Origin of the sequence: Mesorhizobium sp. AA23, from assembly GCF_001672435.1 — a bacterium.
Lineage (GTDB): Bacteria > Pseudomonadota > Alphaproteobacteria > Rhizobiales > Rhizobiaceae > Mesorhizobium.
Window position 1 is genome coordinate 23,660 of record NZ_LYTP01000028.1, and the last position, 15,634, is coordinate 39,293.

Annotated in this window: 13 protein-coding genes and 1 pseudogene; 7 read left to right on the forward strand and 7 right to left on the reverse strand. The window is 63.2% G+C overall.

Annotated features, from left to right (window positions below; translation table 11 throughout):
• Nucleotides 1-8: 8 nt before the first annotated feature.
• From A9K66_RS20030 to A9K66_RS20040, 3 genes and pseudogenes are all read right to left on the reverse strand, one after another.
• A complete protein-coding gene (locus A9K66_RS20030; RefSeq protein WP_067327246.1) occupies nt 9-911 on the reverse strand; it encodes an SH3 domain-containing protein in 903 nt (300 codons plus the stop codon).
• Between the two features lie 261 nt (nt 912-1,172).
• Nucleotides 1,173-1,373, reverse strand: a pseudogene (locus A9K66_RS20035) (FAD-dependent oxidoreductase); the annotation flags it as partial.
• Between the two features lie 124 nt (nt 1,374-1,497).
• Nucleotides 1,498-2,931: a glutamine synthetase family protein gene (locus A9K66_RS20040; RefSeq protein WP_066989433.1), complete on the reverse strand. Its 1,434-nt coding sequence runs from the start codon at nt 2,929-2,931 to the stop codon at nt 1,498-1,500.
• A 182-nt stretch (nt 2,932-3,113) separates the two neighbouring features.
• Between A9K66_RS20040 and A9K66_RS20045 the strand changes: the two genes are divergently transcribed.
• On the forward strand, nt 3,114-3,827 hold the full coding sequence (locus A9K66_RS20045) for an HAD family hydrolase (protein WP_067327252.1): 714 nt from the start codon (nt 3,114-3,116) through the stop codon (nt 3,825-3,827).
• A 13-nt stretch (nt 3,828-3,840) separates the two neighbouring features.
• Here A9K66_RS20045 and A9K66_RS20050 read toward each other — a convergent pair whose 3' ends face one another.
• The 3 genes from A9K66_RS20050 to aceA form a co-directional block, all read right to left on the reverse strand.
• Nucleotides 3,841-4,257, reverse strand: a complete 417-nt coding sequence (locus A9K66_RS20050) for a response regulator (RefSeq protein WP_067327255.1) — start codon at nt 4,255-4,257, stop codon at nt 3,841-3,843.
• A gap of 262 nt (nt 4,258-4,519) precedes the next feature.
• Nucleotides 4,520-4,762 (reverse strand): hypothetical protein, encoded by a 243-nt coding sequence (locus A9K66_RS20055; RefSeq protein ID WP_067327258.1) that lies wholly within the window; start codon nt 4,760-4,762, stop codon nt 4,520-4,522.
• Nucleotides 4,763-4,814: 52 nt separating this feature from the next.
• Nucleotides 4,815-6,104, reverse strand: a complete 1,290-nt coding sequence (aceA, locus tag A9K66_RS20060; RefSeq protein ID WP_067327261.1) for an isocitrate lyase — start codon at nt 6,102-6,104, stop codon at nt 4,815-4,817.
• 249 nt (nt 6,105-6,353) lie between these two features.
• Between aceA and A9K66_RS20065 the strand changes: the two genes are divergently transcribed.
• From A9K66_RS20065 to A9K66_RS20090, 6 genes are all read left to right on the forward strand, one after another.
• Complete coding sequence (locus tag A9K66_RS20065) at nt 6,354-7,802, forward strand: XRE family transcriptional regulator (protein ID WP_067327264.1); 1,449 nt, start codon at nt 6,354-6,356, stop codon at nt 7,800-7,802.
• A gap of 167 nt (nt 7,803-7,969) precedes the next feature.
• Complete coding sequence (locus A9K66_RS20070) at nt 7,970-8,920, forward strand: DMT family transporter (protein ID WP_067327997.1); 951 nt, start codon at nt 7,970-7,972, stop codon at nt 8,918-8,920.
• Nucleotides 8,921-9,260: 340 nt separating this feature from the next.
• Nucleotides 9,261-10,358: a polyamine ABC transporter substrate-binding protein gene (locus A9K66_RS20075; RefSeq protein WP_067327271.1), complete on the forward strand. Its 1,098-nt coding sequence runs from the start codon at nt 9,261-9,263 to the stop codon at nt 10,356-10,358.
• A 179-nt stretch (nt 10,359-10,537) separates the two neighbouring features.
• Nucleotides 10,538-11,677, forward strand: coding sequence for an ABC transporter ATP-binding protein (locus A9K66_RS20080; protein WP_067327275.1), 1,140 nt, complete (start codon nt 10,538-10,540; stop codon nt 11,675-11,677).
• Nucleotides 11,678-11,687: 10 nt separating this feature from the next.
• Complete coding sequence (locus A9K66_RS20085; protein ID WP_067327280.1) at nt 11,688-12,650, forward strand: ABC transporter permease subunit; 963 nt, start codon at nt 11,688-11,690, stop codon at nt 12,648-12,650.
• Entirely contained in the window at nt 12,647-13,465 is an 819-nt protein-coding gene (locus tag A9K66_RS20090) for an ABC transporter permease subunit (protein ID WP_067327282.1), read from the forward strand. The genes A9K66_RS20085 and A9K66_RS20090 overlap by 4 nt, the downstream gene beginning before the upstream one ends.
• 32 nt (nt 13,466-13,497) lie before the next feature.
• Here the strand turns inward: A9K66_RS20090 and A9K66_RS20095 are convergent, their stop codons facing one another.
• Nucleotides 13,498-15,390, reverse strand: a complete 1,893-nt coding sequence (locus A9K66_RS20095) for an AsmA family protein (RefSeq protein ID WP_067327284.1) — start codon at nt 15,388-15,390, stop codon at nt 13,498-13,500.
• Nucleotides 15,391-15,634 lie beyond the last annotated feature (244 nt).

Here is a 15,634-nt window from a genome sequence, read left to right on the forward strand (position 1 = left end):
CGTCCAGATCAGGCGCCGGTCTTGACGAAGCTCTTGTAGATCCAGCCGCGTTTGCCGTTATAGACGATCTCGCACCATTTTTTGCAGCTCATCACCTGCACAGCTGACTTGGCAGGCACAGTGACGATCGCGGCGGCGCCGTTCTTCGGGCCGGAACGCATGGTAACAGCCCTCAGGACGCGTCCATTGGTGCCAGTGCCGGCGTTTTCGGGCTTCGGCTCGTCCTGGGCCGCATCGTCGGGTGCCGCCGGCTGAGCCTCGGCAACCTGGGGCTTCGCGTCCGGGATGGCGGCGGTCTGGGCCGCATCCATTTTGTCGTCAGGCTTTTTTGCGCCTGCCGATTGGGCAGCAGCCGGCGCAGGCGATGCGACCTCAGCCAGGGCGGCCGAAGCATCGTTTCCGGACGCGGATTCGGCGAAGGCGGCAACGGCCGGTTTGTCGTTCTGCGTCGCCGGCTTCTCCGCGGCCTGAGCGGATGAGGCCGGCGGGGCATCCGCCGCGGGCGCAAGCTCACCAACCTTGCCGTTCCAGCGGGGATTGTTGGAAGCCAGTGCCGGGATGGCGGCTTCTCGGGATGCAGTCATGGGCGAAACCGCATCGGCCTTGCGCGCGGCTTGCGGCGCGGCGGCGACACTGACAGAGCTCGCCGCGGCCGGGGCGATTTTCTTCGTCTTGACCGGGATCGCGGGGACGGTCTGCTCCGTTTTCGCGATCGCCTGCCGCTCATTGGCCGGCAAGGCCAGCCAAAGCGCCACCGCCGCCACGCCAAGCAGCGCCGCGGTGCCGACGGCCGCGATCACCAGATGCGCGTTCGACTGCAGGCCCTGCCAGAACGAGGGCCGCATGTCATAGCCGAACCGCACGGCAAAGTGCCGTCGTTCCGGCGCACCGAAACTGAAGGGCTCGTTCACCTAAACCACCTCCAACAACCGGGCCGACGTTCTTTCGATCTTGCCGCAAACGGTTCGCGGCTGATCGGCATCGGTCCCGAAATTTCCAGCGGGCAGGCCCGCGCAAATCCCCATCTTATCGCCCAGAACCGGCATCTTTTACCGCCGATTATGGCATCAGTGCGCCTTTTTGCGAAATTCTGCGCGTTTGTTAAGGATTCCGCAACGTGCCGTTAGGGAAGCGGACTTGTCGAATTAACAGCTTCTGCACATGTTCCGGCTTCAGATCCTGCGGCGCAGTGCGAACCAGTTGAGCGCCAGAAACAGCAGCGGTGCGCGTAAACGACGGCCGCCCGGGAAGGCCGGAATCTTCAGATCCTCGATCAGCTTCAGGCGGTCGCGATTGCCTGCGACCGCCTCGGCATAGAGCTTGCCGAAGAAGTTGGCCAGCATGACGCCGTGTCCGGAATAGCCGCCCATCGAGGCATGCGGAAACGCCGGTGAATGGTGAATAGTGAATGCTTTGCGAGAGCGCTCTGGCTGCGTTCACCCATCCAATATGAAACTACTCACCATTCACTATTCACCCATTCACTCGAGTGGCCGCTCACACATTCAGCAACAGATACTCCCGCTCCCAAGGGCTGATCACTTCCATGAATGTCTCGAACTCGGCTCGCTTGATGGCCGCATACGTGGCTGCGAAGGATTTGCCGACGATGGCGCCAAGCTCCTCGTCGGCTTCGAAGAGGTCCACCGCCTCGAGCAAGCTGCGCGGCAGGTCGATCTCGTCCTCGTTGGCGGTCGTCAGCACCGGCGGCTCGGCCTGGACCTTGTTGTTCATGCCGATCAACCCGCAGGCAAGCGAGGCGGCAAGCGCCAAATAGGGATTGGCGTCCGAGGACGGAATCCGGTTTTCGACGCGCCGCGCCGCGGGATCGGAACGCGGCACGCGGAAAGCCGTCGTGCGGTTGTCGTAGCCCCACTTGTTGTTGACCGGCGCCGACGCTGCCTGCGTGAGCCGCCGATAGGAATTGACGTAAGGCGCAAGCATCACCAGCGCGTTCGGCACGTGTTTCTGCATGCCGCCGATGAAATGGAAGAACGCATCCGTCTCGGCGCCGTCTTCGGCCGAGAAGATGTTTTTTCCGGTCTTCTTGTCGACCACCGACTGGTGGATATGCATGGCCGAGCCAGGTTGCCCCTGGATCGGCTTGGCCATGAAGGTGGCGTAGATTTCGTGCTTCAGCGCCGCCTCGCGGATCGTGCGCTTGAACATGAAGACCTGGTCGGCAAGCTCGATCGGATTGCCGTGACGCAGGTTGATCTCGAGCTGGCCGGCGCCCTCCTCGTGGATCAGCGTATCGATCTCTAGGCCTTGCCGCTCCGAGAAATGGTAGATGTCGTCTATCAGTTCGTCGAACTCGTTGACGCCCGCGATCGAATAGCCGGCGCCGCCGCCGATCGGCCGCCCTGAGCGCCCGACGGGCGGCGTCAGCGGATAGTCCGGATCGGGGTTCTTGCGTACCAGATAGAATTCGATCTCGGGCGCCACCACCGGCTTCAGCCCCCGGTCGTCATAGGCGGCCAGCACGCGCTTCAGCACGTTGCGCGGCGTGAATTCGACGGAGCGGCCATCCTGGTGGACGAGGTCGCAGATCACCGCGGCGGTCGGATCTTCCTCCCAGGGCACGACGGTCAGTGTCGAGAGATCGGGCAAGAGCTTCAGGTCGCCGTCGTCCTCCGGATAGTGGAAGCCATTGCCGTCTTCCGGATAGCCGCCAGATATCGTCGTCATGAAGACGGCCGAAGGCAACGCCAGCGATGTGTTGGAGGTGAATTTCTTCGACGGCATCATCTTGCCGCGGGCGACGCCGGCCTGGTCCGGCGTGATGCACTCGATGTCCTCGATGCCGCGCCATTCCAGCCAGGCGCTGGCTTCCTTCCAGTTCTTCACACCGCGTTCGTTTTTCAAGAAGGCAGGCGTGCGGGCGCGTCCCCCCCGGCTCGACGGACGGACTTCCTTTTTTTCAGGCGGCATCATTCACCAGATTGTGTTGCGGATTTCAAAGTATAGCCGGGCGCCGTGGCGGAAGGAAAGGGGAGGCGCCCGCGTCGCCACAGGCAAGCCGAGCCGCAGCCCAAAGGAACCGGCGTGCCTGTCTTCTTGCTGGCGGCGCAGCGCCACAGGGTCTAGATGAGCCTGTAAGCAAAGGGTCGCACATGTCCGCTCCACGTTTGACCACCATCGGCTTCGATGCCGACGACACGCTGTGGCAGAACGAGCAGTTCTTCCGCCTGACCGAGAAGCGTTTTGCCGCCTTGCTGGCCGAGCACGGCGATCATGAGCACATCGCGGCACGGCTGCTCGAAGCGGAAAGGCGCAACCTCGCCCTCTATGGCTTCGGCAATAAGGGCTTTACGCTGTCGATGATCGAGACGGCCGTCGCGATCACAAACGGCGAGGTGCCCGGTTCGGTCATCGGCGAAATCCTGGCTGCCGGCCGCGAGATGCTCAGCCATCCGATCGAGCCGCTGCCGCATGCCCGCGAGACGGTCGAAAAGCTGGCGGACTCCTACCATCTGGTGCTGATCACCAAGGGCGACCTCTTCGATCAAGAGCGCAAGCTCGCGCAGTCGGGAATGGGTGATCTCTTCGATGCCGTCGAGATCGTCAGCGACAAGAGCGCAGCCACCTATGCCCGCATCTTCAGCCGCCATGGCGACGGTCCGCAGAACAGCATGATGGTTGGCAACTCGCTCAAGTCCGATGTGGTTCCCGCCATCGAGGCCGGTGGCTGGGGCATCCATGTGCCGCACGAATTGACCTGGGCGATCGAACACGCCGAGGCGCCTGTCGCGGAGCCGCGTTTTCGCGAGATCGCAGATCTGGGCGAGTTGCCGGCACTGGTCGAGGCAATAGCGAAGCCCGGCTGAGCGTCGCCTCTGCCTAGCCGCGGCCGACCAGGCGATCGATTACTGGTTGCAGCCTTTCGGGCGTGATCGGCTTGGTGACCACCGCGTCGACCACGCTCGACAGGCCGAGGCTGTCCGGCGTGCCATTCCTGGTTGAAAGCAGGATCACGGCGGGCCGCGTCTTGCCGGAAGCGCGCCGCAGCGCGTCGATGCCGGACAGCAGCCTGTCGCAATCCCTGTCGTCGGGTCCGCCGTCGAGTATGATTGCGCCGGGAACCAGGCCGGCCAAAGCTTTCTCGGCCGCCTCCGGCGGCTCCGAAATCGGCTTCAGCCCGGACTTTTCCACGATTTTCGATACGACGACCCGGTTGATCGACGATTTGCCGACCACCAGCACCTTGGAGATATCCGCCGGCAGCCGGGCCGCCGCGCCACGGTCCGCCGGTTTCATTGGTTTTTCAGAGTCGTCACGATTGGCGGGACACATGTCTGGCGGAGGCTCTGGTTCAATGCAGGGTTGAAACCTTAAGCGCGCAATTGGCGCGAGATCGCCAGCGGTGTCAAGCAAAAATAGTGGAAAATGATAATATAGCAAGAATTGCTAAAAACCGGCGCAAGTTCTCCCCGGCGCCACGGCCACAATTCGAAAAAACGAACGTCTCCCGGAACGTATAGCGCACGGGAGACACTCGCGAGTGATTGTTGACGTTACGTCAGCCTTGGCTCTGATGGGTGACGATCACTGGGATCAAAAGATCACCCCAGTTGCCGTCTCCGCCATGGTGCCTGGCCGAGCGCACCAGCTCGACGGACACACCTGCTTCGACCGCCTTCATCACAGACTGGTTGAGCCTGTGCAGGTCGTTGGCAAGCATGCGGATCGTCGCCTGCTGATCGACGCTCATCGCGCTTGATTGTTCTTCGGCCCGTTCCTTGACCCGGCTTATCGATGCCATTGCTGTTCTCCTCGACGTAAGTGCCCTTCGGGCGTTTCCTCTGCTGTTGTCATTACTCGGCCGCCGGCCTGAACTGGGCGTGCTCGGTCGACTCATGCATGGCGGTGGTCGAAGACTGGCCGCCGGAGATCGCCATCGAAACGGCATCGAAATAGCCGGTGCCGACTTCGCGCTGATGCTTGGTCGCGGTATAGCCATGGACCTCCGCCGCGAATTCCGCCTCCTGCAGTTCCGAATAGGCCGCCATCTGGCGCTCCTTGTAGCCGCGGGCCAGTTCGAACATGCCGAAGTTCAGCTGGTGGAACCCGGCCAGTGTGATGAACTGGAATTTGTAGCCCATGGCGCCGAGTTCCTTCTGGAACTTCGCGATGGTCGCGTCGTCCAGGTTCTTCTTCCAATTGAACGACGGCGAGCAATTATAGGCGAGCAGCTTGCCCGGGTGGTGCTTGTGCACCCCTTCAGCGAACTTCCTTGCCTGCTGAAGATCCGGCTTCGAGGTTTCGCACCAGATCAGGTCCGCATGCGGCGCGTAGGCGACGGCGCGCGCGATGCAGGGCTCGATCCCGTTCCTGACGTGATAGAAGCCCTCGACCGTGCGGCCGGCGTCATAGTCGACGAAAGGCCGGTCGCGCTCGTCGATGTCGGAGGTGAGCAGCTTGGCGGCTTCCGCGTCGGTGCGCGCCACCACCAGCGTCGGCGTGCCCATCACGTCCGCTGCAAGCCGGGCCGCATTGAGGTTGCGGATATGCGCTGCGGTCGGGATCAGCACCTTGCCGCCGAGATGGCCGCACTTCTTCTCCGACGCCAACTGGTCCTCATAGTGGACGCCAGCGGCACCGGCCTCGATGAAGGCCTTCATGATCTCGAACGCGTTGAGCGGCCCGCCAAAGCCGGCTTCGGCGTCGGCGACGATCGGCGCGAACCAGGTCTCGACCGAAAGACCCTTGCCTTCGGATGTCTCGATCTGGTCGGCGCGCTGCAGCGTGCGGTTGATGCGCTTGACCAGCTCCGGCGCCGCATTCGCCGGATAAAGCGACTGGTCCGGATACATGGCCGACGCGGTGTTGGCGTCGGCCGCGACCTGCCAGCCCGACAGATAGATCGCCTTCAAGCCCGCCCTGACCTGCTGCATGGCCTGGTTGCCCGACATGGCGCCGAGCGCATTGACGAAATCTTCCTCGTGGATCAGCTTCCACAGCCTGCTCGCGCCCATCTCCGCAAGCGTATGGCGAATCTGGACCGAGCCGCGCAGCCGCTTCACGTCCTCCGCCGAGTAGGGCCGTTCGATGCCGTCGAAACGGCCTTCCGGCGCGGACGGGACGAGGTTGTAAAAATCAGTCATCGATTGCTCCAGGTCAGTCTTGCTTGTTTAGATGGCCCGTTTGAGGGACGTATCTGTGGGCCGTTCACGTGTTACATTGTTTACATTGCGCCGCAAAAGTCGCCAGAAAAACCGGAACTTGCCAGCTAAAATACGGGAAAACTGGTGTTGCGTTTGACAGGTCGGGGCTGTAAATCTGTCATGATTGTAAAAAGCTGGATGAGCCCGCGACGGCGCGCCGTTATGTAAAACTCTTTTCAAGGTAGCCGATTGGCCGAGCAGAAGATTTTCGCCGGGCCGCGCATCCGCCGGCTTCGCAACGCCAAGGGCTTGACCCAGACGGCGATGGCCGAAGGCCTGGGCATCTCGCCGTCCTACCTCAATCTCATCGAGCGCAACCAGCGGCCGCTGACGGTGCAGCTGATCCTCAAGCTGGCGTCGGCCTACAAGATCGACCCGCACGAATTGCAGGGCGAGACCAAAGGATCGATCGCGGCGCTGAAGGAAGTGTTCGGCGATCCGCTGCTGGCCGGCGAACTGCCGGGCGACCAGGAACTGATCGACCTCGCCGAGATCGCGCCGAACGCTTCCGCCGCGATGGTGAAATTGTTTCGCGCCTATCGCGAGCAGGCCGATCGGCTGTCGGATCTCAATGAACTCCTGGCGCGGGAGGGCAGGGCGACCGCATTGTCCGGCACGCGCCTGCCTGTCGACGAAGTGCACGAGACTTTCGAGCGCAGGCCGAACCATTTCGCCGCGCTGGAGGAGGAAGCCGAGGCCTTCATTTCGCTGCTCGATCCAGGCGACGACCTGTTCGGCACGCTGAAGGCGTGGCTAAGGCGCGAGCACGGCATCGTGGTCAAGGTGCTGCCGGTGGCCACCATGCCGAACTGGCGCAGGCGCTACGATCGCCATTCGCAACGCCTGTTCCTGTCAGAGCGGCTCTCCCCCTTCGATCAGCTGCGCGAGGTCGCCATGGAGGCGAGCCTGATGCGCATGACGGTGGCCGTGGCGGGCGAGATCCAGACGTTGAAGCTCGGCACGGACGAAGCGCGCCGCTTAGCCCGTTTCGAGCTCGGCCGCTATGCGGCGCACGCGCTGATGATGCCCTATCAAGCCTTTCATGCAGCGGCCGTCCGCGCCCGCTACGACATCGACGTCTTGCGTTCGCGCTTCGGCGTCTCCTTCGAGCAGGCGGCAAACCGCCTGACCATGCTGCAGCGGCCGAGCGCCTCAGGCGTACCGTTCTTCATGCTGGAGGTCGACAGTGCCGGCAACCGCTTCCGCAAGGCGGGCAGCCTGGGCTATCCGCAAAGCCGTTTCGGCGGCGCCTGTCCGAAGCTTCCTGTCCATGCGGCCTTTTCGCAGCCGGGCCGGATCCTGGTCGAGGCGGTGGAAATGCCGGACGGGGCCGAGTTCCTCTGCATCGCCCGCACGCTCGAAGGGCCGCAAGGCGCCTTTTCCGAGCGGCCGCGGCGCACGGCGCTTCTGCTGGGCTGCGACATCGGCTTTCGCGACGAGATCGTCTACAGCGCGGCGCTGCCCGGACCGTCCGCCGCCAAGGCCGCGCAGAGCACGGCATATGCAACGCCGGTCGGCCCGGCCTGCAGGCTCTGCGAGCGCGTCGGCTGCCTGGCGCGCGCCGAGCCGCCGGTGACCCGGCCGCTTGGCCTCGACGAGATGGTGACGGGTCTCAGCGCCTTCGATTTCCAGGGGTAGCACCCCCCGCCAGCCGCAGCGGTTCAGCGGCCCGCAAGCCGGCTTTGTCCTACATTTCAGCGGATGCTGGATCACGCCTGGCTCCAGCATTTGCGCTACGCGAATGGGATATGGTGTGGTCGTCCGTGGTGGATCGTGCGGCCGGCAAATCGCTGACAATCTCGCCTATGACCGATACCGCCTCGTCTCGCGTTGCCTTGGCTGCCGTCTCGCCGCGCGAGGAGCGGATCGGCATGCTGCTGGTCTTCCTGTCGGCGCTGATGTGGAGTTTTGGCGGCACCATCGCTCGCTTCATCCATGTCGGCGACAGCTGGACCGTGGTGTTCTGGCGCTCGATCTGGGCGGTTGGCTTCCTCGTCGCCTTCATGCTCTGGCGCGACGGCTGGCGCGGCACCTGGAGATTGTTCCGCGACATGGGCTTGCCTGGGCTGGGCGTCGCTCTCTGCTTCGCCACCGCCTCCACGAGCTTCATCGTCGCGCTCGCCTACACGACGGTCGCCAACATCTTGTTGATGCAGGCCGGTGTCCCGCTTCTGGCGGCCATGCTCGCCTGGGTGCTGTTTCGCGAACGCGTGACCCCAGGAACCTGGGTCGCCATTGCCGCCGTCATCACCGGCGTGGCCATCATGGTCTCGGAATCGCTTGACGGCGCCGTCTCGCCGATCGGCGATGGCCTGGCGCTGCTGATCGCGGTGATGTTGTCGTTCGCGACCGTGATCACCCGGCGCTTTGCCCATGTGCGCATGGTGCCGGCCACTTGCCTCGGCGCGTTGCTCGCCGGTGCTTTTGCTGCCTCGCAAGCGACGGAATTCACCGTCTCCGGGCGCGACATGGGCTTTCTTTTCGCCTTCGGCGTCATCAATCTCGGCGTCGGTCTTGCTTTTTTCGCCATGGGCGCCCGCCTGGTGCCCGCGGCGGTCGCGGCGCTGCTCGGCACTTTTGAGCCGATCCTCGGTCCAATCTGGGTGTGGCTCGTCCATTCCGAGGTGCCGTCGGGGCGCACCATCATCGGCGGCGCGGTCGTCATCGCCGCGCTGCTTGTTCATATAGCGTTTGAGTTCAAGCGGCAGACCCGGCCCGAGCGGCCGGGCATCACCGGGCTGCCGTCTCCCAATTGATGCTCGAGTGTCTTCCCCATTGACAACTCCGCTGCGGGCCGGGCAGGCTGCAATTACGGCAACAACAAGACAGGCGTATCTTGCCAAGCGACTCCGCCGGCCTCATCGAGGCCGGACCGCATCGTTACATATCTGCTTACGCCGCGGCCAACGCCGCTGAGGCCGTCCGAACAGCTTCCTGGAAAGGATGCAAGGGCGGCACCCGTCACTCAACGATCCGGCGCACTGCCAGGCGCGCGCGCTTGTCGCTCTCCGGAAAGCTCCATAGTCTGAAACAAACGCCGTCCCGCGCCCATGTCGCGACGAGCCGGCACGGGAACACTCATCAAAGGAGAATATCATGATCCGCAAAGCGCTTTTGCTTTCGGCGACTTCGGCCTTCCTGACGCTCTTCGCCGCGAGCGGCCATGCCGACGACCGCGTCGTCAACGTCTATAACTGGTCGGACTATATCGACAGCTCGATTATCGAGGACTTCACCAAGAAGACCGGCATCAAGGTCGTCTACGACACTTTCGATTCCAACGAGATCCTGGAGACCAAGCTGCTGGCCGGGGGCAGCGGCTATGATGTCGTGGTGCCCAGCGCCAATTTCCTGGCGCGCCAGATCCAGGCCGGCGTCTTCCAGAAGCTCGACAAGTCCAAGCTGCCGAACATCTCCAACATGTGGGATGTCATTTCGGAGCGCACCGCAAAGTATGATCCGAACAATGAGTATTCGGTCAACTATATGTGGGGCACGGTCGGCCTCGGCTACAACGTCAAGAAGGTGCAGGCGGCACTCGGCACCGACAAGATCGACAGCTGGGATGTGTTCTTCAATCCGGAGAGCCTCGCCAAGCTCAAGGATTGCGGCGTCTATGTGCTGGATTCCCCCTCCGACATCATTCCGGCCACGTTGAAACATCTCGGCCTCGATCCAAACAGCACCTCGCCCGACGATATCGCCAAGGCCGAGGAGGCCCTGCTCAAGGTTCGGCCGTATATTCGCAAGTTCCATTCCTCGGAATACATCAACGCGCTGGCAAACGGCGACATCTGCCTGGCGATCGGCTGGTCGGGCGATGTGTTCCAGGCGCGCAACCGCGCCGAGGAGGCCAAGCAGGGCGTCGAGATCGGCTATTCGGTGCCCAAGGAAGGCGCCCAGATGTGGTTCGATCAGATGGCGATCCCAGCCGACGCGCCGCATGTCGCAGAAGCGCATGAGTTCATCAACTACATGATGACGCCGGAAGTCATCGCCAAATCCTCGAATTATGTGCTCTACGCCAACGGCAACAAGGCCTCGCAGCAGTTCGTCGACAAGGCCCTCCTGGAGGACACCTCGGTCTATCCGGACGAGGAGACGACCAAGAAGCTTTACACCGTCCAGCCCTACGATCCCAAGACACAGCGCATCATCACGCGCACCTGGACCAAGATCGTCACCGGCCAATAAGCATCGAGACGCGACCCCGGCAGAAACTGCCGGAGTCGCTTTCTTTAGAAGCAATTCCAGCAACAGTGTGGGACGGTTTTCCGCCCGGAATTGCGTCAGAAACAAAAAGCTGGAGCGGTTCGGCGTTTTCTCGAAACCATGAACCGTTCCAGCGGAACGAAACAGACCCGGAGTGGGACATGAGATCGCTTGGCAGCATCCGCAGGGATTTCGCGCCATGGAATGATCCGAGCGCCAAGCCGTATATCCAGTTCGACAAGGTGACCAAGAAGTTTGGCGACTTCACCGCCGTCAACAATCTGTCGCTGGCCATCTTCGAACGTGAGTTCTTCGCCCTGCTCGGCGCCTCGGGCTGCGGCAAGTCGACCCTGCTCAGGATGCTCGCCGGCTTCGAAGAGCCGACCGCGGGGCGCATTCTGCTCGACGGCCAGGACCTGCGCGGCATTCCGCCCTATAAGCGGCCGGTGAACATGATGTTCCAGTCCTACGCGCTGTTTCCGCATATGACGGTGGAAAAGAACATCGCTTTCGGCCTCAAGCAGGAAGGCATGCCCGCTCCCGATATCGAAAAGCGCGTCGCCGAGATGCTGAGGCTGGTCAAGCTCGAGCAGTTCGCCAAGCGCAAGCCGCACCAGCTTTCCGGCGGTCAGCGCCAGCGCGTGGCGCTTGCCCGTTCGGTCGCCAAGCGGCCGAAGGTGCTTTTGCTGGACGAGCCGCTCGGCGCGCTCGACAAAAAGCTGCGCGAGGAGACGCAGTTCGAACTGATGGACCTGCAGCAGGAACTTGGGCTTACCTTCGTCGTCGTCACCCACGACCAGGAGGAAGCCATGACCATGGCCGACCGCATCGCCATCATGGACAGGGGCGAGGTGATGCAGGTGGCGACGCCGGCGGAAATCTACGAGGCCCCGACGTCGCGCTTCGTGGCGCACTTCGTCGGCAATGTGAACATGTTCGAGGGCAAGGTTGCCGAGCGGGCAGCGAATACGACGCGCATCACCGGCGCGACCGGTGCGCAGATCGTCGTCGAGAATGCCGCCGACACCACCAAGGGCGCCGACATCGTCTTCGCGATCCGGCCCGAGAAGATCAAGGTCTCGTCGAGGAAGCCGGCCGATGCCGTCAATGCGCTGGAAGGCGAAGTCTATGACGTTGCGTATCTTGGCGACATGACCGTCTACCACATCAAGCTCGACGACGGACAAATGGTGCGAGCAAGCGCGTTGAACGCTGCCCGCGTCAGCGAGGACCCTCTGACCTGGAACGATCGCGCCTGGGTCTCCTTCCGGCCAGACGCCGGCGTCGTACTGACAAGGTAACAGGGCGGCCATGACCAATATCGCCGCCGCCCCCTCCTCGACCGAAACCGCCGCTCAGTTGCCGACCAAGCTGGCGAAGGGCTTCGTCGACCGTCTCGTTATCATCATTCCCTATCTCTGGCTGCTGTTCTTCTTCCTTGTCCCGTTCATCATCGTCTTCAAGATCTCGCTGTCGCAGACGGCGATCTCGATGCCGCCTTACACCCCGGTGCTCGATTTCGGCGACGGTATTTCCGGATTCTTCGCCGGCTTTCGCGAGCTCAACTTCGACAATTACACGTGGCTGACCCAGGACGCGCTTTACTTCAACGCCTATGTGACCAGCCTGATCATCGCGGGCATCTCGACGGGGCTGACGCTGATCGTCGGCTATCCGATCGCCTATGGCATGGCGCGCGCGCCGGCGACGATCCGGCCGACCTTGCTGATGCTCGTGATCCTGCCGTTCTGGACCTCGTTCCTGATCCGCGTCTATGCCTGGATCGGCATCCTGAAACCCGAAGGGCTGCTCAACCAGGTGCTGCTCGCCACTGGCCTGATCAGCCAGCCGCTGGTCATCCTCAACACCTACACCGCGATCTTCATCGGCATCGTCTATTCCTATCTGCCCTTCATGGTGCTGCCGCTCTACTCGTCGCTGGAGAAGATGGACTATTCGCTGATAGAGGCGGCGCAGGATCTCGGCTGCCCGCCGATCGGTGCCTTTTGGAAGATCACCTTCCCGCTGTCGCTGCCGGGCGTGATTGCCGGCTGCCTGCTGGTCTTCATCCCGGCGGTCGGCGAGTTCGTCATACCGGACCTCCTCGGCGGCTCGCAGACGCTGATGATCGGCAAGACGCTGTGGAACGAATTCTTCGCCAACCGCGATTGGCCGGTCTCGTCGGCGGTGGCGGTCATCCTGCTCCTGGTGCTGACCGTCCCGATCATGTTCTTCCAGCAGGCTCAAGCGAAAGCCCAGGAGCAAGGCAAATGAACGCCACCTGGAGCCGCTTCAACATCACCTCGATCGTGCTCGGCTTTGCCTTTCTCTATCTGCCGATCGTGCTTCTCATCGTCTTTTCCTTCAACGAATCCAAGCTCGTCACCGTTTGGGGCGGCTTTTCGACGAAATGGTACGTGTCGCTGTTCCACAACCAGGGCCTGATGGACGCCACCTGGGTGACAGCCCGCGTCGGCGTCATCTCGGCGACCGTTGCCACCGTGCTCGGCACGCTGGCGGCGATCACCTTGACCCGCTACACACGCTTCAAGGGGCGGGTGCTATTTTCCGGCATGGTCTTTGCGCCGCTGGTGATGCCGGAAGTCATTACCGGCCTGTCGCTGCTCTTGCTCTTCGTGGCCGTCGGGCTTGACCGAGGCTTCTTCACCGTCACGCTCGCCCACATCACCTTCACCATGTGCTTCGTGGCCGTCGTCGTGCAGTCGCGACTGGTCTCCTTCGACCGCTCGCTGGAAGAAGCAGCGATGGACCTCGGCGCGCCGCCGGTGAAGACCTTTTTCCAGATCACCTTGCCCGTCATCTTGCCGGCGATCATCTCCGGCTGGATGCTGGCCTTCACGCTCTCGCTCGACGATCTGGTCATCGCCTCCTTCACCTCGGGCCCCGGCGCCACGACGCTGCCGATGAAGATCTACAGCCAGGTGCGCCTCGGCGTGACGCCTGAGATCAATGCCGCCTGCACCATCCTGATCGCCGTCGTCGCGATCGGCGTCATCATTGCCTCGATCGCCAACAAGCGCCGCGAGGTCCAGCGCCAGCGCGATGAGCAGGCGGCGCAACGCGGATAGGGAACAAAGACGGGCGCGACCTGCGCCTTGTTCTATTGGCCTGAAACGCCGCGGCTGATCGGCGAGATGAACGGAGTGCTCCAGTTGCCGCCGACGAAGAACAACGACTGCTTTGGGGGCTGCGGCGCCTGCACCGCTGTCTGACCGGCGGTAGGCGGTTGCTGGGCCGGCTGTTGCTGCGCAGGTTGTCCGTTTGGGATGATGCCGCCCGAGAGCGCCAGCCCGCGCCCGGTATAGGAGGCGATGCCCGAAAGCCAGATCTTGTACTTCTGTGCATTGACCTCGGCCTTGTCCAGCCGCGCCACACCTTTCGAGATGCTCGCCTTGATCTCGGCGCCGTCGATAGGCAGCGAGCCGTCGGCGACGTCGTCGAGGGCGAAGAATCCGCCCTGTTCGTTGCGCTTGAGAAAGGCAGGCAGGTTGAGGCCGTTGAGCGAGCCCGGCCCGAACGTCGCCGAGAAAGACCCGTCGGCGTTCTCGAAGATGGAGTCCCAGGCCTTGCCCGGCCCCTTCAGAATGACCGAGACGGTTCCGGTTCCGGCCGGCACCAGCCGCGTCATCCCCGCCGCGGTGGCGAAGGCGCCGGTGTCGACGTCCGATGCCAAAAGCCGCAACTCGACCTGAGTGCCGTCCGGCTTGCGGTCGAAGCGCAGGCTGCTCTGGATGTTGCCGTTGAAGGCCGACGCGTCGGAGATGTCGAAGACGGCAAGCCCGTTCTTGACCTGCGCGGTCGCGGCGACATCGGCAAGCTGGATCGGGCCGGCAGTGGCGTGCGCCGCCGACAGCCTGAGATCGAGGTTGATCTTGTCGGCGAAGCCGGTGTCGAACTCGCCGGGGCCTGCCTGGCCAGCGGGAGCGATCGGCGTGAAAGCGGAAAGGACCGATCGAAGATCGAGCGTATCGAACGCAAGCGTGCCGGAAATGACGGGCAGGGGCTCGCTGAACGAAAAGTCCAGCGCTCCCATGCCGGGGTTGTTGTCCAGCGCCACCGTCGTGTTCTCGAACTTCGCGCGCCCCGCCGAGGCCGCCACCTTGCTCGCGACCGAGACGGAGCCGATCGCAGCACCAGGCGCCATGCCGGCCTGCGACCATTCAAGCAGGCGTCGCAGCGACGGGGCGGTGAATTTCGCCTGGCCGTCCAGATAGCCGTTCTCCGACATCGAGGCGACGCCGTCGAAAGAAAGCGTGGCGGGCGCCGCCTTGAAGGCGAGCGTGACGGGGGCGACCCCTCCGGCAAACAGCACCAGCGGCTTCGCCGAGGAAAAATCGATCTGGACGCTTTCGCCGCGCCATATGCCGGTCGCCGTGAGCGCGGCGTCGCTGTTCATCGCCGCCCAGTTCACCTGGCCGCTGAGGCTGCTCAGGATCTCGGTATCCTTGCCGCCAACCGAGGTCACGACGCGGCCGTCGCGGAACTCGACGATGCCGAACGGATCGGAAGGGAGTCTGCCGAGGTCGGGCTTCTGCGGGTTCGCGGTGACCACGCCGCGCGCAGTGTCGATCGAGCGCGTGATGCGGCCGCCGGTCGGCAGCGGCGGCAGATAGAGGCCGTTCGCCTTGCGCTCCACCCTGATGGTCGGCCGCACCAGCCTTGCCGTTGAGAATTGGACGTCGCCCTGCACGGCGGCCATGGCCGAGAGATCGACTTCGACGCGCTCGGCTTCGATCACCGGCGGCGCGTCGGTCTCCGTCCATTGCGACAGCGTCACATCGCTGAGGATTGCCCGGAACTTAGGCCACACCTCGATGCGCGGCGAGCCGTCGATCGTCACGCGAAAGCCGCTCCAGGCGCTCAATTCCCAAGCGATGCGGTCGCGTACGATGCGCGTCGAGGCAATCAGCGGCAAGGCAGCGACGGCGAGCGCGATGACCAGCACCGCAACGCCGATTACCCATACCCCGCGCCGGATCAAAGATGATCTCATCTCGCCCCGTGAGTTCCATTGCCGACAAATCGCCCGACGGGTGTAGCCGAGCGCCGACGCTTTTCAAGTCTTTATGGCCCTCCGATGGCGTTTGCGCCGTGTCCTTGCCGGCCATTTCAACAAAATCTTGCTCTGCTGCGCTGCGGTATGCATAAGCGATAAGCCCGTCCGGTCCGCCAACGCCACGCCGGTTTTTGGACAACGACGCAGGCGACATCAGGCTTAATTGCCGCAATCGCGACGC

What these genes read in the sequence shown, in the direction of transcription:
- A9K66_RS20095 (WP_067327284.1), bottom strand. Translation starts at nt 15,390, where the DNA reads ATGAGATCATCTTTGATCCGGCGCGGGGTATGGGTAATCGGCGTTGCG.
- A9K66_RS20040 (WP_066989433.1), bottom strand. Translation starts at nt 2,931, where the DNA reads ATGCCGCCTGAAAAAAAGGAAGTCCGTCCGTCGAGCCGGGGGGGACGC.
- A9K66_RS20055 (WP_067327258.1), bottom strand. Translation starts at nt 4,762, where the DNA reads ATGGCATCGATAAGCCGGGTCAAGGAACGGGCCGAAGAACAATCAAGC.
- aceA (WP_067327261.1), bottom strand. Translation starts at nt 6,104, where the DNA reads ATGACTGATTTTTACAACCTCGTCCCGTCCGCGCCGGAAGGCCGTTTC.
- A9K66_RS20070 (WP_067327997.1), top strand. Translation starts at nt 7,970, where the DNA reads ATGACCGATACCGCCTCGTCTCGCGTTGCCTTGGCTGCCGTCTCGCCG.
- A9K66_RS20090 (WP_067327282.1), top strand. Translation starts at nt 12,647, where the DNA reads ATGAACGCCACCTGGAGCCGCTTCAACATCACCTCGATCGTGCTCGGC.
- A9K66_RS20080 (WP_067327275.1), top strand. Translation starts at nt 10,538, where the DNA reads ATGAGATCGCTTGGCAGCATCCGCAGGGATTTCGCGCCATGGAATGAT.
- A9K66_RS20085 (WP_067327280.1), top strand. Translation starts at nt 11,688, where the DNA reads ATGACCAATATCGCCGCCGCCCCCTCCTCGACCGAAACCGCCGCTCAG.
- A9K66_RS20075 (WP_067327271.1), top strand. Translation starts at nt 9,261, where the DNA reads ATGATCCGCAAAGCGCTTTTGCTTTCGGCGACTTCGGCCTTCCTGACG.
- A9K66_RS20050 (WP_067327255.1), bottom strand. Translation starts at nt 4,257, where the DNA reads ATGAAACCGGCGGACCGTGGCGCGGCGGCCCGGCTGCCGGCGGATATC.
- A9K66_RS20045 (WP_067327252.1), top strand. Translation starts at nt 3,114, where the DNA reads ATGTCCGCTCCACGTTTGACCACCATCGGCTTCGATGCCGACGACACG.